The sequence below is a fragment of the Fundidesulfovibrio butyratiphilus genome (genome assembly GCF_054657235.1).
The window spans coordinates 1,929,461-1,951,886 of record NZ_BAAHXA010000001.1 but is presented as its reverse complement, the minus strand read 5'-3'; the positions used below and the strand labels follow the sequence as shown (position 1 = coordinate 1,951,886).

Annotated in this window: 16 protein-coding genes; 12 read left to right on the top strand and 4 right to left on the bottom strand. The window is 67.0% G+C overall.

Annotation, left to right across the window (positions count from 1 at the left end; genetic code table 11):
- Window positions 1-28 precede the first annotated feature (28 nt).
- The 12 genes from ACYQ01_RS09060 (at window position 29) to ACYQ01_RS09005 (ending at window position 18,732) form a co-directional block, all read left to right on the top strand.
- Entirely contained in the window at window positions 29-790 is a 762-nt protein-coding gene (locus ACYQ01_RS09060; RefSeq protein WP_459933513.1) for an OmpA/MotB family protein, read from the top strand.
- A gap of 240 nt (window positions 791-1,030) precedes the next feature.
- Window positions 1,031-3,373, top strand: a complete 2,343-nt coding sequence (locus ACYQ01_RS09055) for a PAS domain-containing protein (RefSeq protein ID WP_459933512.1) — start codon at window positions 1,031-1,033, stop codon at window positions 3,371-3,373.
- A 255-nt stretch (window positions 3,374-3,628) separates the two neighbouring features.
- Window positions 3,629-4,084, top strand: a complete 456-nt coding sequence (gene ahbA / locus ACYQ01_RS09050; protein WP_459933906.1) for a siroheme decarboxylase subunit alpha — start codon at window positions 3,629-3,631, stop codon at window positions 4,082-4,084.
- Complete coding sequence (gene rpe, locus ACYQ01_RS09045; protein WP_459933511.1) at window positions 4,081-4,746, top strand: ribulose-phosphate 3-epimerase; 666 nt, start codon at window positions 4,081-4,083, stop codon at window positions 4,744-4,746. Before ahbA ends, rpe begins: the two co-directional genes overlap by 4 nt.
- A gap of 60 nt (window positions 4,747-4,806) precedes the next feature.
- Window positions 4,807-5,763: a GDP-L-fucose synthase gene (fcl, locus tag ACYQ01_RS09040; RefSeq protein WP_459933510.1), complete on the top strand. Its 957-nt coding sequence runs from the start codon at window positions 4,807-4,809 to the stop codon at window positions 5,761-5,763.
- A gap of 5 nt (window positions 5,764-5,768) precedes the next feature.
- Complete coding sequence (locus ACYQ01_RS09035) at window positions 5,769-6,926, top strand: glycosyltransferase (protein ID WP_459933509.1); 1,158 nt, start codon at window positions 5,769-5,771, stop codon at window positions 6,924-6,926.
- A gap of 22 nt (window positions 6,927-6,948) precedes the next feature.
- Complete coding sequence (locus tag ACYQ01_RS09030) at window positions 6,949-9,789, top strand: hypothetical protein (RefSeq protein WP_459933508.1); 2,841 nt, start codon at window positions 6,949-6,951, stop codon at window positions 9,787-9,789.
- Window positions 9,790-9,791: 2 nt separating this feature from the next.
- Window positions 9,792-11,348, top strand: a complete 1,557-nt coding sequence (locus tag ACYQ01_RS09025) for a DUF2079 domain-containing protein (RefSeq protein ID WP_459933507.1) — start codon at window positions 9,792-9,794, stop codon at window positions 11,346-11,348.
- The gene (locus ACYQ01_RS09020; protein ID WP_459933506.1) at window positions 11,345-14,383 is read left to right on the top strand and encodes a hypothetical protein; all 3,039 of its coding nucleotides are present in this window, start codon (window positions 11,345-11,347) and stop codon (window positions 14,381-14,383) included. The genes ACYQ01_RS09025 and ACYQ01_RS09020 overlap by 4 nt, the downstream gene beginning before the upstream one ends.
- Complete coding sequence (locus tag ACYQ01_RS09015) at window positions 14,380-15,630, top strand: MATE family efflux transporter (RefSeq protein WP_459933505.1); 1,251 nt, start codon at window positions 14,380-14,382, stop codon at window positions 15,628-15,630. The genes ACYQ01_RS09020 and ACYQ01_RS09015 overlap by 4 nt, the downstream gene beginning before the upstream one ends.
- 347 nt (window positions 15,631-15,977) lie before the next feature.
- Window positions 15,978-17,549: a Gfo/Idh/MocA family oxidoreductase gene (locus tag ACYQ01_RS09010; protein WP_459933504.1), complete on the top strand. Its 1,572-nt coding sequence runs from the start codon at window positions 15,978-15,980 to the stop codon at window positions 17,547-17,549.
- 28 nt (window positions 17,550-17,577) lie between these two features.
- The gene (locus ACYQ01_RS09005) at window positions 17,578-18,732 is read left to right on the top strand and encodes a DegT/DnrJ/EryC1/StrS family aminotransferase (protein ID WP_459933905.1); all 1,155 of its coding nucleotides are present in this window, start codon (window positions 17,578-17,580) and stop codon (window positions 18,730-18,732) included.
- Window positions 18,733-18,871: 139 nt separating this feature from the next.
- On the opposite strand, the gene ACYQ01_RS09000 is transcribed toward ACYQ01_RS09005, so the two are convergent.
- The 4 genes from ACYQ01_RS09000 to ACYQ01_RS08985 are packed head-to-tail and all read right to left on the bottom strand — an operon-like array spanning window position 18,872 to window position 22,406.
- Window positions 18,872-19,810 (bottom strand): glycosyltransferase family 4 protein, encoded by a 939-nt coding sequence (locus ACYQ01_RS09000; RefSeq protein WP_459933503.1) that lies wholly within the window; start codon window positions 19,808-19,810, stop codon window positions 18,872-18,874.
- Window positions 19,807-20,700, bottom strand: a complete 894-nt coding sequence (locus ACYQ01_RS08995; RefSeq protein WP_459933502.1) for an NAD-dependent epimerase/dehydratase family protein — start codon at window positions 20,698-20,700, stop codon at window positions 19,807-19,809. Before ACYQ01_RS08995 ends, ACYQ01_RS09000 begins: the two co-directional genes overlap by 4 nt.
- Window positions 20,697-21,689, bottom strand: a complete 993-nt coding sequence (locus ACYQ01_RS08990; protein WP_459933501.1) for an NAD-dependent epimerase/dehydratase family protein — start codon at window positions 21,687-21,689, stop codon at window positions 20,697-20,699. Before ACYQ01_RS08990 ends, ACYQ01_RS08995 begins: the two co-directional genes overlap by 4 nt.
- A gap of 3 nt (window positions 21,690-21,692) precedes the next feature.
- Window positions 21,693-22,406 carry a nucleotidyltransferase family protein gene (locus ACYQ01_RS08985; RefSeq protein WP_459933500.1) on the bottom strand — a complete coding sequence of 238 codons (714 nt, stop codon included), beginning with the start codon at window positions 22,404-22,406 and terminating at the stop codon, window positions 21,693-21,695.
- Between the last annotated feature and the right edge of the window lie 20 nt (window positions 22,407-22,426).

The following is a 22,426-nucleotide window of genomic DNA, read 5'->3' as shown; positions in this document are numbered from 1 at the left end:
ACCCGTCGCCTCGTCGGAGGCCTACACCGTGGCCAAGAGCACCAAAAGCGCTCCACGCATCGTCGGCGCCGCCAGGCGGCACCAGGTCGTCCACAGCGGAAGCTGGAAAGTGGCCTACGCGGACTTCGTTACCGCCATGATGGCCTTTTTCCTGCTCATGTGGATTCTCGGCATCGTGCCCAAGGACGTGCAGAAATCCCTGGAAACCTACTTCAAGACCGAAAGCAAGCACTCCACCCGGGCCATTGATCCCAACAATCCCCTGGTGTCGAGCTCCACCACCTCGCCCTCCAAGCTCTCCGAAGAGCAGGCCATGCGTTACAACATCGCCGTGCGCCTGAAAAAGATCATCACCGACGATCCGTTGCTCAAGAACAGCTCCGGCGTGAGCTCCGACGATACCGGCGTGCTGTTGCGGGTCAACAACGACGTCATGTTCAAACCCGGCTCGGCCGTGCTCACCACCGAGGCGCTCAAGGTCATCCACGAGGTGCAGCGCATTTTGCGCACCTACAACCTCTATCTGGTGGTGCGCGGCCACGCCCTGCCAGGCGAATACCGGGGCGGGCCCTTCCCTTCCAACTGGGAGCTTTCCGGCGCCAGGGCCGCCGCGGCCGCGCGGGCCATCTTGACTGACCAGGAAATCAGTCCCACCCGGCTGCGCTGCCTGGCCTACGCCGACACCAGACCTCTCGCGCCTTCCTTTACCCCGGAAAGCGACGCCCTGAACCGTCGGGTGGAGTTTTACTTCCATCGTCCCGAAGTGATGTCGTACCAGGTGGTGCAATAGTCCTCGTCGTGTTTCGCGTCCTTTCCTCCGGCCGCGAGCCCGAGGAGAGGACGGCGAAGAGCCGGCCGTTGAAGCAGTCGATCCTTGCCGCTTGTTCAAGAAACTCTCCGGCAAGGCGTGAAAGAAAGGCAAGCCCGAAGCGGATCGCAATCCGTCGCGGGGGAGACTTTCCTGAAGCGGGCGCAGCCGGCGGGGAGTGTTCAACAAGCTGACAAGCCCCCGGCGTCCAGAGGCCATGTCATGAGTCATCCCGAGGCCCCATCCCGCGCGGCCGCGCCGTTCGCCAGCGTCGGCGAACAAGCCCTGGCCGAGCGCGTCCGCGCGTTGGAAGAGGAAAACGCCGCCCTGAGGGAAGCCAAGGATTTCTTCTCCCACATTCTCGACGGCATAAGCGACCCCATTTTCGTCAAGGATCCCGAGCATCGTTTCCTGTACGTCAACCGGGCCCTGTGCGACCTCCTCGGCGCGGGCCGGGAGGACGTGATCGGCAGGCGCGACACGGATTTCTTTCCCCCCGAACAGACCCGCATGTTCCAGGCCAACGACGACGAGGTGCTGCGCACGGGACGCGGGAACACCGTCGAGGAGACCGTCACCCCGGCCGAGGGCGGGACCCGTTTCATCCTTACGCAAAAGAACCTGTACCTGGACACGCGGGGGCACCCCTGCGTGGTGGGCGTCACGCGCGACGTGAGCGTGCTCAAAAAAGCCCAGGAGAACCTGCGCGCCTCGCAACGGCTGGTGAACCGCCTGCTGGAGAACATTCCCGCCGCGGTGCATGTGGCCGGGGTTGACGGCAGGCTGCGCCTGGTCAACCGCGCCTGGGAGGAGATCACCGGGTTGCGCGCCGAGGAGGCCGTGGGACGTTCGGTGGAGGAGGTCTTTCCCGCGGAGTCGGCCAAGTTTCCCCATTTCGTGGGCAAGGCCGGACAGGGAGCGCCCATCGCCATGGAGCAGTACGGGGATTTCCAGGGCGAGCGCAGGCATTTCCACACGGTCAAGTTTCCCCTCTACGACGAGGACGGCAACCTGGAGGCCGTGGGCTCCATCTCCATGGAGGTCACGCGCCTGACCCGAGCCAAGGAGGCCCTGCGCGAATCGGCCCGGGCCTCGGAAGCGGCCAACCGGGCCAAGACCGAACTGCTGGCCAACATGAGCCACGAATTGCGCACGCCCATCAGCGCCATTTTGGGCCTGGCCGAACTGTCGCACCACATCGCGGAGCCGGAAAAGACCGCCGGCCACCTGAACCTGATCGCCCAGTCCGCCAGGGCGCTGCTCAACATCGTCGACGACGTGCTGGACCTCTCGGCCATGGAGTCGGGCGCCCTGGTGCTCGACAGCGAGCCCTTCGTGTTGGCCTCGGCCCTGGACCACGCGTTGACCCCCTTCCTGGCCGCCTGCAAGGAAAAGGGACTGGCCCTGACCCTGGACATCCCCCCCGATCTGCCGGCCAAGCTGGTGGGCGATGCGGGCAGGTTGCGCCAGGTGTTGTCGCATCTTTTGGGCAACGCGGTGAAGTTTACGGCCAAGGGCCAGGTGAGTTTCGCGGTGACCACCGCCCAGGTGGCGCCCGACAAGGTGCGTCTGCATTTCACCGTGCGCGACACGGGCATCGGCGTGGCCAGAAAGGACGCCGCGCGGATTTTCGAGAGCTTTCACCAGGGGGACGCCTCGCTTTCCAAGGCCTTTCAGGGGGCGGGACTGGGCCTGGCCCTGTGCCGCGACCTGGCCGTGCTCATGGGCGGCGAGGTCTGGGTGGACAGCACGCCCGGCCAGGGCAGCGCCTTCCATTTTACGGCGGTGTTCGGCCTGGCGGTCAAGAAGACGCCGATCGCCAAGCCCCGTCTCCCCCGGCCCGGACCGCCCCCCCAGGGGGCGCGGGTGCTGGTGGCCGAGGACAACCCCATAAACAGCCACGTGTTCCAGGAGTTCCTCGAAAGCCAGGGCCATACGGTGCGCGTGGCCTCGGGCGGGCTCCAGGCCTTGGAGATGCTCAAGAACGAGCCCTTCGATCTGGTGTTCATGGACGTGCAGATGCCCGGCATGGACGGCCTGGAAGCGGTGGGGCGCATTCGCCGGGGAGAGTGCGGACCCGGTTGCGCCAGGCTTCCGGTCATCGCCCTGACCGGCTACGCCATGCCCGGGGACCGGGAACGGTTTCTCCGGGCGGGCATGACCGGCTACCTGGCCAAGCCCGTGCATCTTTCCAGCCTGATAGAAACCCTGTGCCTCTACGTGCCGGGAGCGGCCCGGGACCAGGGCGCGCCGGCGCCGGAGATCCAGGAGGCCTACCGTCCCCTGATCAAGGATTTCATCCGCTTCGTGCGGGAGCGCATGGGCCAGTTGCGCCAGGCCCTGGGCCGGGGCGAACTCGACGAGGCCGCGCGGGCCGCCCACGACATCAAGGGCACGTCCATGGCTTTCGGGGCCAAGGCCGTCAACTCGCTGGGCGCGCAACTCGAACGCGCCCTGGGAGCCGGCGGCGAAACCGCTCCCCCCGCGCCCAGGGAAGCCTATCGCCTGCTCGATTCCCTGAGCCGGGAGCTCGTCGCGCTGGGCGAGCTGGAAGCCGGACAGTAGCGCGGGCCAGGGCGCGTGCCTGCCGCAAGGGGAAGCCTTTTCCCCCGCGGGGTCTATTTGGGGAGGGCCGGGCCGGCAACGCGGAGCGCCGGGGCGGGAAACCGAAGGCTCGCCCCGGCCGAGGCCGAACCGGGTTCGAACCGGGTCCGAACCGGATGCGAACCGGGGGCGGGCAGGCCGCGCGGGCGCCGTGAACCCGGGGAATTGAGCCGGGTCGCGGATGACATCCGGGCCGCCATGGGCTATCACCCCGGCATGGATGCGCTCGACCGCAAGATTCTCGACATCATTCAGTCGAATTACCCCCTGGTTTCCCGGCCCTACGAAGCGGTGGGCCGTCAGGTGGGCCTGACCGAGGCCGAAGTGCTGGGCCGGGTGCGCGCGCTCAAGGCGCGCGGGGTCATCCGGCGCGTGGGGGCCAATTTCAGCTCGGGGAGGTTGGGCTGGCAGTCCACGCTGTGCGCGGCCAGGGTTCCCTGGGACCGGGTGGAGGCCTTTGTGGCCGAAGTGAACCGTCACCCCGGCGTGACCCACAACTATCTGCGCGAAAACGTCTACAACGTCTGGTTCACCTGCATCGGACCCGACATGGAGGCCGTGCGCGTGGTTTTGGCCGACATCGCCGCCAAAACCGGCATCGAGGCGCTCAACCTGCCGGCAGAAAAACTTTTCAAGATCAAGGTGGATTTCGCCATGGAGGACCGGGCGTGATACTTTCCCCTTCGCTTCTTTCCAGCGACTTCTCCCGCCTGGGCGAGGAACTGGCCGCCCTGGAGGCGGCGCACATCCCCTGGGTCCATTGGGACGTGATGGACGGGGCCTTTGTTCCCAACATCACCGTGGGGCCGGTGGTCATCGCCAGCCTGCGCAAGGTTTCGAAGCTTTTTTTCGACGTGCATCTCATGATCGAACGGCCGGAACGCTACCTGGCCGAGTTCGTGGACGCCGGGGCCGATCTGGTGTGCGTGCATGCCGAAGCCACCGCGCACCTGGAGCGCGCCGTGGCCGAAATCGCCCGCCTGGGCGCGAAGCCGGCGGTGGCCCTCAATCCCGCCACGCCGCTTTCCGCCGTGGAGTACCTGTTGCCCCAGTTGGACATGGTGCTGGTCATGAGCGTCAACCCCGGTTTCGGGGGGCAGAAGTTCATTCCGTTCTGTCTGGAAAAGGTCCGGGCCCTCAAGGCCATGATCGCGGACCGGGGGCTTTCCGCCCGCATCCAGGTGGATGGCGGCGTCACTTTGGACAATGCCCGCGAGCTGGTGGACGCCGGCGCGGACATCCTCGTTTCCGGGTCGGCGTTTTTCAGCCATCCCCCCTATGACGCCCGGCACCGGGCCTTTTGCCAGGCCGCGGGATGCCTTCTGCCCGCCTAGCCAAGCGGAGTCCGGCGTGGTAAAGCCGGGCGCGTCTTCTAGCAATCGGATGAGAATCTCGTGAAATACCACAAAATATTCGTCGCGGGGCACAAGGGTCTTGTGGGCTCCGCCGTGGTGCGCGCCCTGGAAGCCCAAGGCGCGCAGGATTTGGTCACCCGAACCCGCCGGGAACTCGACCTCACCGACCAGCACGCCGTGCGCGCGTTCTTCGCCGACGTGCGCCCGGACGCCGTGGTGCTGGCCGCGGCCAAGGTGGGGGGCATCCACGCCAACGACACCTATCCGGCCGAGTTCATCTGGAACAACTGCATTATCCAGTGCAACGTCATCGACGAGGCCTACAAGGCCGGGGTGCGAAAGCTCGTGTTTCTGGGGTCGTCGTGCATCTATCCCAAGATGGCCCCCCAGCCCATGCGCGAGGACGCCCTGCTCACCGGCCCGCTGGAGCCCACCAACGAGTGGTACGCCGTGGCCAAGATCGCCGGCATCAAGACCTGCCAGGCCTATCGCCGCCAGTACGGATTCAACGCCGTGAGCCTGATGCCCACCAACCTCTACGGCCCGGGCGACAACTTCGACCTGGAAAACTCCCACGTGCTGCCGGCGCTTCTGCGTCGCTTCCACGAGGCCAAGGCCTCCGGCGCGTCGGAGGTGGCGGTCTGGGGAACGGGCGGGGCCCGACGCGAATTTCTGCACGTGGACGACTGCGCCCGGGCCATCGCCTTCTGCCTGGAGCACTACGACGACGAAGCCATCGTCAACGTGGGCACGGGCGAGGAAGTGACCATCGCCGAGCTGGCCCGCACCGTGGCCGACGCGGTGGGCTACCAGGGAGAGGTGGTCTTCGACACCAGCCGGCCCGACGGCACGCCGCGCAAGCTCCTGGACGTGTCGCGGCTGAGCGCCCTGGGCTGGAAGGCGACCATCCCCCTGCGCCAGGGCGTGGCCGACACCTACCGGTGGTACCTTGAACATCTGGGCTCGCTGCGTTGCGAGCCGCGTTTCGGCGGGTAGGGCGCATGCGGTTTTCCTCTGTCATCCTGGTCAGCCACGTGACCGACCTCTCCGGCCCCTCCGAGGCGGTGGAGAGCTATTTGTCCAAGCGCTGTGACCATCTGGGCGTCATCTACCATCCATTTCACTACTGCGCGGATCGTCGCTCCCGAATGAAGGACTACGCCGACGGCAAACTGGTGCGCGAAAAGCGCCTGGTGGGCTGGAACCTGCCCGGCCTGGCCACCTATGTGAAGGACGCGCTGCTCACCCTGTGGTTTTTCCTCAGGCTGGGGCGGCGCTACGAACTCTACGTCGGCGCGGACCCCCTGAACGCCGTGATGGGCATCTGGCTCAAGTGGCTCGGCCGGGTGGACAAAGTGGCCTTCTACACCATCGACTGGATGCCCGAACGCTTCGCCAACAAGGCGCTCAACGCCTTCTACCACTTTCTCGACCGCTTCTGCGTGCGCTTTTGCGACGCCTCGTGGAACATTTCGCCCCGTATCCAGGACGTGCGCCGTTCCCAGGGGCTGCCCGAGGCGAAGAACATCCTGGTTCCCGTCGGCGTGGAGCTCGAAAAGATCGTCCTGCCCGACAAGAGGGGCAAGACCCCGCGCGAACTGGTGCTTCTGGGCGCGCTGGCCCCGTCCAAGGGCGTGGATCTGGTGATCGAGGCCTATCCGGCGCTCAAGGCGCGCTTTCCCGACCTCACCTTGCACGTCATCGGCAAGACCCCCCACGACGCCGTGGAGGACGGCGTGGTCTACAAACCCTACGAGCCGCGCCTGGCGGCCCTGGGCCACGGGGTGATCCTGCACGGGGCCAAGCCCCATGACGAAGTGTTGGCCATGCTGCCGGCCTACGACCTGAGCCTGGCCCTGTACAAGCCCATGGAAAACAACCTTTCCCAGTGGGCCGATCCCAGCCGCGTGAAGGACTATTTGGCCTGCGGCCTGCCCGTGGTCATCACCCCGGTGCCCGAGATCCACAAGGACGTGGCGGCCCTGTCGGCCGGCGTGGTCTGCGACTACACCGTGGAGAGCCTGGTGGCGGCCGTCTCGTCCGTGTTCGAAGACCCCGAGACGTGGCTGGCCATGCGTCAAAACGCCCTGGACTACATGAAGGGCTACAGCTGGTCCGCCATTCTGGACGGCGTCTTCGACAAGACCTTGCGCACCTGAATCCATGGGAGACAGGGGGAAGATGTTCTTGGCCGCGGCGGCCGTGGCGGGGTGCGCCCTGGCCGGCTTCGCGGCCATGTTCGGGGCGCACGGCATCGCCGGCCACACCTGGGACTGGGGCGTGCCCAACTTCGCCGAACAGTTCCAGGCCATGGCCGCCAACCACTTCTCCACCTGGGACGCCTACTTCGAGACCGGGCGCTACCACTACTTCAAGTTGGAACTGCTCTACTGGCTGGCCATCACCCCCTTTTCCGTCGTGGGGGGCGAGGTCATGTCCAAAGCCCTGCCCTTCGTCTTCGTCACCGCTTCGGGGTTGGCCATGTTGCCCCTGGCTCGCTATCTGGGCCTGAACTGGTTCTGGTCCGCCCTGGCGGGAATCTTCTACGCCCTGTCGCCCTACACCTTCAGCCGGGTGGTGGCCGGACACATGCCCATGCTGGCCGGATACGCCCTCATCCCCCTGCTCTTGCGCGTGTTCTTCGCCTGGGTGCGCACGGTGCGCGAGGCCGGAAGCCTGAGCGCGGCCTCGGTTCTGGGCTGCGGGCTCCTGCTCGGGCTGACCTCCCTGCATCCCAGCGTGGGCGTGGGCTCGGCCGTGACCCTGGGGCTTTGTTGGCTGTTTTTCCTGGCCAAGGGACCCAATCGGCGCAAACTGACCCTGGGCTTCGCCCTGACCCTTTGCCTGGCCCTGCTGATGAACATCCACTTCATGGCCCCGTTTCTGGGCGACTACCTGAGCCGCGGCGCCATCAGCCACGGGTGGGGGCTTTCAGCCTCGGCCAAGGGCGAGGTCACCGTGGATACCGAACTGCCCATGCGCGAACGCTTTCATCAAAGCACCAGCCAGCCCGTGGAGTCGGCCGTGCTTTTGGACCTGCGTCCCGGCATGGATACCGAATACGCCTTTCCCGCGCCCCGGGGCCTGCGTCCGCTCTGGATTCTGGCCTCGCTGACCCTGGCCTGCCTGGCCCTGGGGGCCTTCGCCGTCCGGGGAGCAAGGCCCGAAGTCCCGGCCCTGTACCTGGTGGCCCTGGTGGGCGTGGTGCTGGTGTGCGGCTCGCGCACGCCCATGGGCTGGGCGCTCTACCAGGGGGCGCTCAAGACGTTCGCGCCCATTTTGTTCGCGGCCTTTTCCAACACCACCCGCTGGCTGCCGCTCATCGTCACGGCCTACGCCCCCTTGGCCTTCCAACTGCCCCAGGCCTGGGAACGCGACGTAAGCCCCAAACGCCGGTTGGCCCTGCGCGCGGGCCTGGCCGCCGTGGTGCTGGTCTTCGTTTCGCCCTGGCTGGGCCAGAAACTGGTGGCCCACGCGCCCAAGGACAGCGTTCCCCAGCCCCTGGCCGTGAAGTTCACGCCCATCCACTCCGACGACGCGGCCGTGTACGCCTTTTTGCGCGACCAGCGCAGCGCCTGCCGGGTGAGCTACCTGCCGCCCGTGGGCGTGAGCTGGCCGGGCGACAGCCCCTTCAGCTACGAGTGGACCTCGGCCTACTCGCCCAAGCCGTTTTTTCTGGCCTTTTACAACAACCCCCTGGGGGCCGAGATCATGAAGACCATGTTCGCCCCCCAGCCCAGCGACCACCTGGCCCGCCTTTTCGGCCTGGCCTCGGTGAAGTGGCTGGTCTATCCCCACTACGACTTTTTCGTCTCCTACCAGGACTTTCAGCCCGATTACGAAGGGCTGCCCATGGTGGACGGGTTCAAGAACTACAAGCCCGTGCTCGACCGGGCCCTTGCCTTGCAGCAAGGACTGGAGCGCGTGACCCGGTTCTCCACCGTGGACCTCTACTATAACACCGAAGCCTGTCCCGAAGTCATGGCCGGGACCAAACTGCTGGCCGTGGCCGACGTTTCGGACTCGGGCGGCAACACCGTGGCCCGGGTCCTGCCCGACCTGGCCGGCTTGCCCGTCTGGAAACAGGGGCAGGCCATGGTGTCCGCGGGAGGAGACGCCCGGTTTCTGGGCCTGCTCGAAGGCATCCTGGGCAAGAATCCCGAGCGCTTTTTTCTGGCGTCGCGACGCGGCAACACGCAGACCGTCGTCTATGCCGGGGCCGAAGGGTCGCCTCCGGGCCTGGAGTTTCGCCGCCAAAGCCCCACCACCTGCCGGGTGCGCCTGACCGGGGTGCGGGAGGGCTTTCCCCTGTTGTTCCAGGAGACGTTTCACCCCGGCTGGAAGGCCTATCTGGTGCCCGTGGCCAAGGAGGCTCCGCCGGACGCCGGGGCGCTCCTCGAGCACTACCGGGTCTTTCCCGACAACGCCCGGGATCAGGCCGATTCCGAGGAACTGGCCGGGTACGTGCGGCAAGGATTCGTCTCCACCCTGGGCGACGGCCGGGAAAAAACCCGGGTCACGGCCCGTTACGGCCCGGCAGGGCGGGTGATGGGCCGCGACACCACGCGGTTTATGGTGGATTTTGTGTCCAAGCGGGTGCGGACCAGTCTGCAAAACGACAACCTGCCGCAGGTTCCCCTGGGCGCCACCTGGAAAGAGGGCTCCTTTGTCCCGGCGAGCCCCTCCGGTTCCGTGGATGCGCCCCTTGATCCGTCGTCCTGGAAGGTCGAGGGCGCGGATCGGAACCTGGCCCTGGCCTGGCCCGAGATCCTGCACTGGCAGGCCAACGGTTACGCCAATCTCTGGTGGGTGGACCCGAACCTGCTCGCCTGCCTGGGCGACCGGGAGTGGAGCTACGTGCGGGAAAACCCGTCCGGCGGCGTGGACCTGGAACTGATTCTCGAATTTCGGCCCCAGCGCTTTTATCTGCTGGGCCTGGCGGTGTCGGCCTGCACGGCGGGCCTGAGCCTTCTGGCCTTGGCCGGCCTGGGCGTGGCGGCGCTGGCGCGGAGGAGGTCCTAGCCGTGGCCCAGTGGGGGATTTTGCCGGTCAAGGTGTCGCGCTGGCCCTGGACCCTGGCGCTCGTCCTCTTCGGCACGCTGTCCGGCGTGGCCTGCCTGCGGTATCTTTCGCTCAACTCCACCGTGTTCGATCTGGGCATCTTCGTGTGCAACCTCACGGCCATCGGGCCGGGAGGCGAGTGGTGGCGCATGTTCTCGGGCCATGTGCAGCCGATTTTGTGGCTGTATTCCTGGGTGGTGCGCATCCTGCCCGATTGGCTGGACCCCCTGGGACTCATGGTGGCCCAGGCCCTGGCCCTGGCCGCGCCGATTCCCTTTCTGGCCAGGCGCTGCGGAGTGCTGACGGCCGTGGCCTACACGCTCTATTTCGCGGTGTGGCGAAACGGACTGTTCGATTTCCATCCCGACCACCTGGTGGTTCCCCTGACCTTCGCCTTTTTCTTTTGCGAGGAGGACGACCGTATCTTTCTCGCCTCCCTGGCCGCCCTGTCGCTTTGCCTGGTCAAGGAAACCTTCGCCCTGCAAACCGCTGCCTGCGGGGTGTACATGGTCCTGGGCCGCAACGGTCGCGGGGCCGGAATGTTCGTCTTTTTGACGGGGTTGTGCTGGTTCTGGCTGTCCACGGCCAAGGTCATTCCGTTTTTCACCATGGACTCGGGCGTTGGCCTGGACGCCGGCGCTTTCGCCTGGCTGGGCTCGGGAGGGCTTTTCAACAAATTCTTCCATCTGCTCTTTCATCCGTTGGACACGTTCGCCCACTGTCTGGGCGACCCCAAGAAGCTGCGCTACCTGGGGGCGTTGTTCGGCGCGTTGTGCTTTTTGCCGCTTTTGGCGCCGCGCGTGCTGGTGGTGGCGGCCGCCCCCCTGGCCCTGTCGCTTCTTTCCTCGCGCCCGGACTACTATTCCTACGCCAACCACTACACGGCGGGGGCCATCGCCCCGTTGCTCTACGCCTTTGCCCGGGCCTTGCCCCCGGTCCGCCAGTTCGCCCAGGACCAGGGCTGGCGCACCGACCGCCTGGCCGGTCTTGTGCTGCTGGTCCTGGTGGTCGGCCATGTTTTGCTGTCGCTTTCTCCGTTTTCCGCCCCCTTCTGGCGGGGAGACATGCGCGGCCACTTTCCCACCGAGCGGGATACGCGGATGATCCGGGCCATGGAATCCCTGTTGCCCTCCGACCCCACCGTGGTGGTGGTGAGCCAGAACAGCGTGAACTGGGGCAAGGTGGCCAGCCGGTACTTTGCCAACAGTTTCCCCCTGGCCGTGTTTGAGGATCACCGGGCCCAGAACATGAACGGCGTGACCCTGGCCCAGTTCTGGCGTTTCGCCTCCACCGGCCGCAAGCCCGAGTTTCCGGTGGTGGAAAGCCTGGCCGAATATGTGGTGCTGGACCTGAAGCGCCCCTGGTACGTGGTGGACAAGGGATGCGAATGGCGAGACGGCTCCTGCCGCGACCGGGAGGTCGCGGCCCGGTTTCAGGACGCCGTGGACCGCCTGCGCAAGGACTTCGACGTCATTCACGAGGACGACGGCTTTTTCATCTTCCAGAGGAGCATGCCGTGACCCGGCGAAATCCGTCGCCCTTTGCCCCGCCCCGCGTCGGGCCGGTCCTGTTGGCGGCCGTGGCGCTGGTCCTGGCGCTTGTTTGCGCGGACCCGGGCCCGGCGTTTTGCGGCCAGGAGGCGTTGCCGGCCGCGTTGGTCCTTTCGCCGGATCTTTTCGCCGGGGGCGAGACCGCGGTCGCCGGGAATCTTTCCGCCCGACTTTCCATGCGCAAGGTCCCGTACGCCCAGGTCCTGGCCGAAAGGGCTCTCGCCCTGCCCAAAATTCCGCGCGATCAGGACGGCGTGCGCCTCTGGTCCCTGATGAAGGCCCTGCAAGGCGTCGATCCCCGAGCGTTCGGCGAGGTGCGTCTGGACACGCTCGGTTCTTCCCGTCCGGGCCAGGGGCCGTTGGGTCTGGTGGCCACGCTGGACAGGGAGACGGTCTTCGCCTCGGACCCGCTGGCGGCCGTGGGCGAACTCACTGCGGCCTGGGCCGACGGGCGCGAGGCGGACCACGTGGAAGTGGCCGGCGCGGACTGGGCTGCAAAGAGCTTGCGCTACCAGGTGAGCCGGTTTCTCGACCGCGCCCCGGACGCCGTGTGGCGTTACGTGCAGGACGGTCTCTCCACCTTCGTGCAGCGCCGCTTCCGCAAGGAGCTGGTGGGCGTGGGCGCGGTGGACGTGGTGCTGGCCAGGGGGCAGAGCGTGCAGGTCAACCTGGTGGTGGCCCCGGACCCGGCCCATGCCCGGCGCACCGTGGTGCTGGACTGGTACGCCCTGAACAAGCGCTTTTTCGATCTTCCCGACGGCCGAAGGGTGCTGCGCCTCTATGTGGGACGGCATCTGGCCGAGCGTTTTCCCGGAGCCAGGAGCATTCTGCTCAAGGAAATCGCCCTGATGTTTTTCAAAAAGGACCAGGCCGCCGTGCTGGCGGAACCCGGCGTGGAGCGCATCGTGTTCGCTCCCTCGGGACTGCCGCCCGGACTTCTGGCCTCCCACGGCCTGCCCAGGCTGCTGCCCGCCCAGGCGCGCGAGCTTTTTACCGGGCGAAACGAACTCACGGTGAATCTGGCGCCGCTTTCCAGGCCGCCCTACGATTCCATGACCGTGACCGGGGTCGAGGCCGTACAGGCCGGGCTCGCGGAGGCCGCTTCCGCGACCCGGTCCGCGGGCGCCGGGGACTCCTTGGACGGGCGCTCCCGGTCGGGTGTTCGCAGCGACGCGTCGTTTGCGTCCCTGGAGGCGGCCAGCCTGGTGCGCACGGCCCCGCGCCGCGAGATTCCGGCCCTGCTCGCGGCCACGGAAGAGCGTTGCCGCACGCTTGGCGTCACCTGCGACGTGTTGGACGAAAACGGGCTGGTCAGCCAGGAACCGGTCTGGAGCTTGTCCTTTGCGGGGTTGGGCGCCAAGGCGCCGGCCGGTCCCGAAGCGGGGAGCGTCCCCATCCTTGGGCGGGTGGGGTTGGACGAGACGAAACAACCCCTCTACGCGCGAATGGGCACGCCCGCCCTTTTCGGCGAGGGGGGGCCGCTGGAGTTTCGCCAGGCCCCGGAAGGGCTGGAGGTGCGCGCCCAGGGAAGCGTGACCCTGGAACTCAACATCGACGCTGCCCTGACTTCCCGGGACCGCTACGGCCTCTGGCTGGAGTTGGGGCCAAACGCCCGGGGGCTCACCGGCGTGGAGGCCGAAGCCTACGCCGGGGGGGGGATCGTCGCCCGCGTGGCCGTCAAGCCGGGGTTTCCGGCCGTGTTTCCACCCCTGCCCGACGGAATCGAGGGCATTCGGGTGCGCTTTCTCACTGACGGCAAGGACCTGGACGTCACCTTGCGCCGGGTGCGCCTGCAACGCGTGCCCGCAGGGTCGTCACGGACGGGGCTTTTTTCGGCCACCTACCTGCTGGACCAGACGCGCCCCCTGGCCGTGACCGTGCAGGACGACCGCGACGTCGGCCTGGCCATGCCGGGCGGACCCTTCTGCGTCCAATGGCTGCGCCTGCACGCGTCCACCAAACCCTGGACCGTCAACGACCAGCCCCCCAGGTTGCAGGTCGCAACGCCCGGAGCGGTTTCGCGCATCGCCCTGCCGGGACCCGAGTCCGACGTGATCCTTTTTCTGCCGGGGCTGCTGGGGCCAAACATCGCCCGCTGCCTGTCCGGCGAGGTGGCGACCGCACCGGAAACGTTTTCCGTGAACCTGCTCGGCGGGGCCGAGGGCGCGACCCTGACCGTGACCGACGCCTGGGTTTCGGGAGAGATTCTGGCCACCTGGCCGCGCCTTCTGGAACTGGACCCCCTGTTCACCCTGGCCGGACGCCCCGTTTTTCTCTCCCGCCTCGGCGCGGACCAGGCCAAGGCCATGGCCGAACGCAACACCTGGCTTCCCCTGGGAGCGGCCAGGCTCGCGCCCGGCGGCGAGGGGGTGCGATTCGCGCGCAATCCCTGGCTTGAGGTGGAAGCCCTGATGCTTTCGGACGCCGACGGTCCCCGGCTGGAGGCCCTTGGCCGGGAATTGCCCGTCGCGCCGGCCAAGCCGGGCAAGGGAGCCATGCTGCTGCGCCTGGCCGAGGCCGCCCTGCTTCTGGGACTGTGCTGGCTGGCGGGGAGGCGGGGCCGGGCCGGCGCGGCGTTGTCCTGGTCGGGCCGGACGCTTGCCGATTGGCTCGGACGCGAACGCGCCGCTTCCGGCGCGCTGCTCGCCTGGAAGGGCTGGGTCCTGGCCGGACTGGTTCTTGCCGCGATGGCGTTGTTTTTCGGGCCGGGAGCGGGACGGGGCGCGCTGTTCGCCGCATCGCTTCTGGCCGTTCCCCTGTGGCGTTCCGCCAGGCTTCGCCTGGCCCGAGGTTTTTTCGGTCGCTACCCCGCGCCGGGTCGGGCCCTGACTGCCCGGGCCGAACGATTCTACCTGGCGGGTTTTGCGTTTTTCGTGGGCCTGGGGGCGCTCGTTCGCCTGACCGGCGCTCCCGTGGTCCCGGAACTGTGCGGCCTGGGCGGTCTTTGGCTCCTGCTCGCGGCCCTTCTTCTCCACCTGCGCCAACCAAGCGGAGCGGACGCGTGAGCCGATTCCTTCGACAGAATTTCGTGATCCTCGTGCTCATGAATTCCGGCAACCTGTTCAACTATCTGTTCCAGATGGTGGTCGGAAGGGCCATGACCCCGGACGAGTTCGGCGCGTTCAACGCGCTCAATTCCAGCACGGTCATCATCGCCGCGCCCATGGGTATCGTGCCGCTCATCATGGCCCGCTTCACCGCCGCCTTCTCCCTGGAGGGCATGGGCCGGGTGCGCGGCCTGTTCGGCGCCGCCCTCAAAACCGCCTGCCTCTGTTCGGTCCTGGCCGTATTCGTCGGCTTCTGGCTGGCTCCTCTGCTGCGGAACTTTCTCCATCTCGACTCCTTGACCCCGGTCTACATCATGCTGGCCATGCTGGCCGTGTCCCTGATCCTGCCGGTGCCCTGGGGCATGTTGCAGGGCTTGCAGCGGTTCACCGGCTACGGACTGGCCGGGGCCAGCAACGCGGGCATGCGCCTGGCGTCGAGCTTCGTCTGGGTAGTGGGGATGGGCCTTGGCGTGTACGGCGGCATGCTCTGCGGCTTGACCGGCATGATCTGTCAGGCGGCCCTGGCCTTCTTTTTCCTGCGCGACCTCTATCCGGTCCAGGCCGAGCCCCTGCCTCGGGGATTTCATGGCGAGGTGGGGCGCTACTCGGCCGCGTTGGTGGTCAGTTCCGTCGTCACCATGTGCCTGAACAACCTGGACCTGGTGCTCGTGCGTCACTTCTGCTCGGAACTGGAGTCTGGATTCTACTCCACGGCCGCCATTCTCGGTCGCATCGCCTTTTACGGCCCCAACGTGCTCTTGAGCGTGCTCTTCGCCAACGTGGCCCAGGAGCAGGCCAGCGGCGAGGAGAATCTGAAGGGCTTGTGGATCTTGCTTGGCATCACTGTGGCCCTGGCCGGCGGCTACGCCCTGTGCTGCGCCGTGGGAGCCAAGTACGTGGTGGCGATCTTGTTCGGGGCGCAGTACGCGGCCAGCGCGCCCCTGCTGGTCGTCATCAGCCTGGCCATGGCCCTTTTGGCCACGGCCAATGTGTTCTTCGTCTTTTTTCAGGCCCGGGGCGAGTTCGGGTTCATGTGGGTGCAGGGCCTGGGCGTGGCCTTGTTCGCCGGCCTGGTGAGCGCCTACCACACAAGCGCCATGCAGGTGGCCGAGATGCTGCTGGCGAGCCTGGCCTTCATTCTGGCGGCCACGTCGCTCTGGTTCCTCTGGTGGCGTGTGGCCAGGCGTCGCCGAGCCGGGGCCTAGCAGCTTGTTAATGAAAAATCCTTGCTGGCTGCGTTGCTGCGAAAAACGCAACCCCTCAACGGATGCCAAATACGCTTCGGGCTTGATTTTTTTGCGCGCCTTGCCAGCACGTTTTTTGAACAGGCTGCAAGAATCGACTGTTTGGGCGGGCTGCTAGGAGGGCGCTTGGAGACGCGCGGGAGGATTCGCGTCCGCGCCCGCGCAGGCCACAGGCGGCCGCTCTTGCCAAAATCGAAAAATGTCCGCACAGTCGGACGTGTTCGCACGCCGGTCGGCCATATCGCCGCTTTGGGCGCTTTCCGGGCGTCTTGACCGGCATTCTCCAGAAATACAGGAACGACAAACCTATGACACAGATTTCCGTGGCGGTTATCGGCTCCGGCTATTGGGGCAAGAATCTGGTGCGCGTGTTCGGGCAACTGGGCGCGCTCAAGGTGGTATGCGACAGAAACGGCGACGTGGCCGAGAATTTCGGGAAAGCCCTGCCCGGTGTCCAGACCTGCATGTCCGCCGTGGAGGCCATTTCCCGGCCGGACGTGGACGCCGTGGTGGTGGCGACTCCGGCCGAGACCCACGCTTCCCTGGTGCGCCAGGCGCTTTCGGCCGGCAAGCACGTGTTCGTGGAAAAGCCCATGGCCCTGGACGTGGCCGAAGCGGCCGAACTGGAGGCCCTGGCCCGGTCCAGGGGACTGACGCTCATGGTGGGGCATCTGCTCCAGTACCATCCCATGTACGTGCGCCTGAAGCAGATGGCCCTGGACGGCGATCTGGGAAAGATCAACTACATTTATTCCAATCGGTTGAACCTGGGCAAGATTCGGCGGGAAGAGAACATCCTCTGGTCCTTCGCGCCGCACGACATCTCCATGATTCTGGGCCTGGTGGGGGAGGACCCGCTGACCGTGTCGGTCACGGGCGGGACGTTTCTCAGTTCCGGGGTGGCGGACGTGACCGTATCGGTCATGGAGTTTCCCAACAAGGTGATGGCCCACGTGTTCGTTTCCTGGCTGCACCCGTTCAAGGAGCAGAAACTCGTGGTGGTGGGCGACCGGCAGATGGCCGTGTTCGACGACACCCTGCCCTGGGGCGAGAAGCTTCAGATATTTCCGCACGAAATCAAGTGGCACGGCTCCATGCCCGTGCCCACCAAGGCCAGCCCCGTGCTGGTGGACGTGCCCCAGGACGAACCGTTGCTCCTGGAGTGCCGGCACTTTCTCGAATGCGTTGCGGCGGGAAGGCGTCCGCTGACCGACGGGGTGGAGGGGCTTCGGGTGTTGCGGGTGCTCAACGCCGCCCAGAAGTCCCTGGACACCCAGGGCGCGGCCGTGCGTCTGGACTCGCTGGACAAACCGGCCGGGGATTTCTTCGTCCATCCCACGGCCGTGGTGGACGCCGGAGCACGCATCGGCGCCGGATCGAAGATCTGGCACTTTTCCCACGTGCTTCCCGGAAGCGTTCTGGGCGAGGGCTGCAACGTGGGCCAGAACGTGGTCATCGGGCCGGACGCCCAGGTCGGGCGCGGCGTGAAGATCCAGAACAACGTGAGCGTATACAAGGGCGTCACCCTGGAAGACGATGTGTTCTGCGGCCCGTCCATGGTGTTCACCAACGTCTTGAACCCCCGGGCCTTCGTCAGCCGCATGCACGAGCTTCGGCCCACCCTGGTGCGCAAAGGCGCGTCGCTGGGGGCCAATTGCACGGTGGTGTGCGGACGCACCGTGGGACGCTACGCCTTTGTGGGGGCCGGGGCCGTGGTGGCCTCGGACGTGCCCGACCACGCGCTGGTGGTGGGCAATCCGGCCCGGCGCGTGGGCTGGATGTGCGCCTGCGGGGAGCGCCTGGGCGAGGACCTGGCCTGCCAGGCCTGCGGGAGCGCCTACCGGGAAACCCCGGACGGCTTGGTCCCCCTGGCCGACTGATCCCTTTCCACAAACTAAGGATACCGCTATCATGATGCCCTTCATCGATCTCGCGGCCCAGTTCGCCAAGCTGGAGCCCGCCATACGCAGGCGCATGGACGCCGTCCTGGCCCACGGCAAGTTCATCATGGGTCCCGAAGTGGCCGAGCTGGAGGCCGCCTTGGCCGCCTTCACCGCCATGGACCACTGCGTGAGTTGCGCCTCGGGCACCGACGCCCTGCTGTTGCCGCTCATGGCCAAAGGCGTGGGACCGGGCGACGCGGTCTTCACCACGCCCTTCACCTTTATCGCCACGGCCGAGGTGGTTTCCCTGCTCGGGGCCACGCCCGTGTTCGTGGACATCGACCCCGCCACCTTCAATATCGATCCGGCCAGCCTGGCCCGGGCCGTGGAGGCGCTCAAGGCCCGCGACCCCAAGGCCCACCCCTTGCCGGCGGGGTACGAACACCTGACGCCCCGGGCGGTCGTCACCGTGGACCTCTTCGGCCTGCCCGCCGACGCCGATCCCCTCATGGACGTGGCGGCGGCCCATGGGCTCTTCCTGCTGGAGGACGCGGCCCAGGGGTTCGGCGGCGTGTACAAGGGCCGCCGGGCCGGAGCGCTCGGCCACTGCGGGGCCACGAGCTTTTTTCCGGCCAAGCCGCTCGGCTGCTACGGCGACGGCGGCGCGGTCTTCACCGACGACGCGGAATTGGCGGCGGCCATGCGGTCGGTGCGGGTCCACGGCCAGGGCTCGAACAAGTACGACAACGTGCGCGTGGGCTTGAACGCCCGGCTCGACACGCTTCAGGCGGCCATTCTGCTGGCCAAGCTGGAGGGCTTTCCCGAAGAGCTGGAGGCCCGGGACCGGGCGGCGACCAGGTATTCGGCCGGTCTGGCCGGGCTGGTGGAAACTCCGGTGGTTCCGGCCGGCCTGCGAAGCGCCTGGGCCCAGTACAGCGCGCTGCACGACGAGCGCGACCGCATCATCGCCGGACTCAAGGACCGGGGTGTGCCCGCCATGATCTACTATCCCCGGCCCCTGCACCTGCAGACCGCCTACGCGAAGTTGGGCTACGCCGAGGGTGCGTTTCCCCACAGCGAACGCGCGGCGCGGCGCGTCTTCAGCCTGCCCATGCATCCGGCCCTGAGCGAAGCCGACACCGACAAGGTGGTCGCGGCCGTGCGGGAGGCGCTGCAGTAGGGATTTCCGCCGATCCGTGTCCGGAGCATGCAAGCACGCCCCGTCCGCATCCGCGCGGGCGGGGCGTTTTGGTGTCGAGAGTCGTCGGAAAGCGCTGGCAAAGCGGTCGAATGCGGAACCAACCGGTTCGCCGTCCCGGCTATCGGCTGGTTGCCTGGAGCACCTCGCGGTAGATTCCGGCCAGGCGGGCGGCGGTGGAGGGCAGGTCCAATCCCAGGTCGAGCAGGCGCTTGCGGCCGTGGGTCCGGTCGCCCGCGCGCAACACCGCGTCCAGGGCCTGGGACAGGGCGGCGGGGTCCGGGGCGGCCACGCGCGAGCCCGGAGAATCGCCCAGCACCCAGGCCACGTCGCCCACCGGCGTGGAAACCACGGGCAGGCCGCAGGCCAGGGCTTCCTTGATCACCTGGGGCGATCCCTCCCGCTTGGAGGTCATGAGCAGCGCGTCGCAGGCGTTGTACAGGTCCACCACGTCCCGCGGGGAATAGGTCGTCTTGAATTCGAGCAGGGTGGGGCCGCCCGGTCCCAAACGCTCGACGGCGCGCCGGGCCAGGTCGGGGTCTTTTTCCGGCCGGTCGTAGGACGACGCGAAGAGCACGTAGCGACCGCCGGGGCTGAGGCCCAGCCGGCTTCTGGCCTCCTGGCGGTCGGCGGGAGCGAACCGGTCCAGATCCACCCCGAAGGGCAGCACCTCGGCTCCGGGCAGGGGGCCGGCCAGCGTGCGCATGCGCTGGCTCATGAACAGGCACTTGGCCGCCTTGCGGCACAGGGTGGCCTTGGCCACCTGGCGCTGGGTCCAGGTGTTGAAGTCGCAGCCCAGAAAGCTCATCACCAGGGGCACGCGGCTTTCAAACAGGGCGGTCAGGCCGGAAAGGCCGTAATAGGCGTGTACGATGTCCACGTCGCCCCGGTCCAGCCGACGGGCCAGGCGAACAGGATGCGTCAGGTAGGGCTTGAGCCCGGACCCGTCGATGGGCAGAAATTCCGTGTCCACGCCTCGCGCCGCCAGGGATTGGGCCTGCTCGCGCACGAACACGCTGGGCTGGCCGGTCTGGGCCTTGCTGACGAGAAGGACCTTCATTTGGCCCTTTCCGAAACGGGGGGGCGTCCGGCCTGGCACACGGCCATGTGTTCCAGCCCGTCCAGGAGTCCGGTCCTGGGCCGCCAGCCAAACAGTCGCTCGGCCAGGGCGATGTCGGCCACAACGCATCCGCCCAGGCCCGCTCCGGCCGGGTCGACCTCCACGGCAGCCTTTCGTCCGAGCACCCGCTGCGCCATGGTCGCAAGCTCGCGGATGCTCACGCCGGAGCCGCTGCCCACGTTCACGATCGGACACGCGCCCGGAGTCAGGACCGAAAGTCCCTGGACAAAGGCCTGGGCCACGTCGTCCACGGCCACGAAATCGCGCACCGCGTCGGGTTGGGCCAGGCGCACGGTCTGCCCCGCCTGGATGGCGCGCACCACGCTGGGCACGGCGAAACTCGCGTCCTGGCCCGGTCCGTAGGGGTTGAAGATGCGAAAGACCAGGCAGGCCAGACCCACATCGCGACAGTGGCGGGCCAGCACCTGTTCGGCGACCAGTTTGCTGGCCGCGTAGTCCGAGGCCGGGGCCAGGGGAGCGGTTTCGGACAGGGGCTCGGGGGCGTCCGGCCGGGCGTAGACTCCGCTGGTGGAGGCGAAGAGCATGCCCACGCCCAGGCGTCGGCAGAAGTTGGCCACGGCCAGGGTGCCGGCCACGTTGGTTTCCCAGGCGTCCGGGCGTCCGGCGAAGCTGGCGGGACGGGAAACGGCCGCCAGGTGGATCACGGCGTCCACCGGGCGGCCGAAGGTGTCGATATCGGCCAGCATCCCGGGCAGGGCCACGGGATCGAGCCCCTCGGACCGCAGACGATGCATGACCGCCCGGCCCACGAAGCCGTCGGCCCCGGTCACCAGAACTCGCCGGGGCCTGGCGGGAGGCGAAACGGTCATTTGCCTAGCTGGGCCACCGGGGAGTCGGGCGAGCCGATCACCTCGATATAGCGGCGGAACCAGGCCACGGTGCGCTTGAGGCCGTCCTCGAAGCTGACCTGGGGCGTCCAGCCCAGGAGCTTTTCGGCCTTGGCGTGGTCGGCGTACATGCGCCAGATTTCGCCCGGCCGGTAGGGCAGCGCGCCCAGGCGCAGGTCGGAAGTCGACTCGGTGTACTCGTGGATTTTGGTCACCAGTTCGCGGATGGGAATTTCCCGACCCGAGCCGATGTTCACGATCTCGCCCACGGCCGATGGCGAGGTGGCGGCCAGGATGAAACCGTCCACCAGGTTCTCGACGAAGTTGAATTCCCGGGTCTGCTTGCCCTCGGTGGTTTCCACGGGCACGCCGCGCAGGCACTTGAGGATGAGTTCGGGAATCACGGCCCGGGGGCTCTGATAGGGGCCGAAGGCGTTGAAGGGACGCAGCACCACCACGGGCAGTCCGCGCGAACGCCAGCTCATGCGGGCGAAGAGTTCGCCGGCGTACTTGCCCACGGAGTAGGGCGACATGGGCTGGGGCAGCATGGTCTCGGTGAAGGGGACGCTTTCCTGGTAGCCGTAGACCTCGGAGGTGGAGATGTAGACGAAGCGTTCGTAGCCCTTCCAGGCCTCCATCAGGTTGGCCGTGCCCTTGGCGTTGGAGTCCAGCGCTTCGCTCACGTGCAGAAAGCTGTCGCCCACATGGTTGTAGGCCGCGAAATGGTACACCACCTCGGGCTTGAGCGCCGCGATCTGGGCCAGGGAATCGGGATTGCGCAGATCGGCTTCCATCACCTTCAGGGTGTCCCAGAAGGGGGCCAGCCGGATGTTGTCCATGGGGGAGTTGTACTTGGTGGTCACGGTGAGATCGGCCCCGAGGCCGATCAAACGGCGGCACAGGTGCGAGGCGATGAAGCCGCTGCCGCCGGTGACCAGGACTTTTTTGCCGGAAAGTTCGTTGTGGTGCATGCTTTAGTGGGTTTGGGTGTAAAAGGTTATGATGTCTTTTTCGGCCTTTTGCAGTTCCTGCTCGGTGTTGAAGGTGATCTGCGGGCCGCTGTAGGGAAACGCCCCCACCCGGCCCGTGTCGGCCAGGTTCTGGATCAGGCGTACCAGGCCTTCGCCGTCCGGGGCGTTTATTTCCTGCTCGCCGAGGGCTTCGAGCACCGAGCGTTCGATGAGCAATTGACCGATGTAGAAGGTCTGCACGGGTTTTTCCTCAAAGGAGATCACCCGGTTTTCGGCGTCCAGGCGGACCAGCCCGAAGGGGTTGCGGATCGACGCCGTGGTCAGGGTGATGAGCGAGCCCAGCGACAGATGGGCCTGGAGCATGGCCGTAAGTCCCGTGTCGATAAGGGTGTCGCCGTAGGTGACCAGGGCGCGCTCTCCCATGTGGGACGCCGCGCCGTGCAGGCGTTTGAGCATGCTGGCCGTCTCGCCCATGTCGGAAAAGACGATTTCCGCGTCGAGCCCGGCCTGGTCCACAAAGCGGCGCACCGCGTCGCCCAGGTAGCCCACGCAGAGCACGAATCGGGTATGTCCCTTGCGCAGGTGATATTCGAGAATATGCTGCAACATGGGCTTGCCGTTCAAGGGAACCAGCGTCTTGGGGATGGTCTGGGTGAGGGGGCGAAGCCTGGTGCCAGCTCCGCCGCACAAGATCACGATGGGCAAGTCCTGGTGCAAAGCTCCCTCCTGGTCGCGAA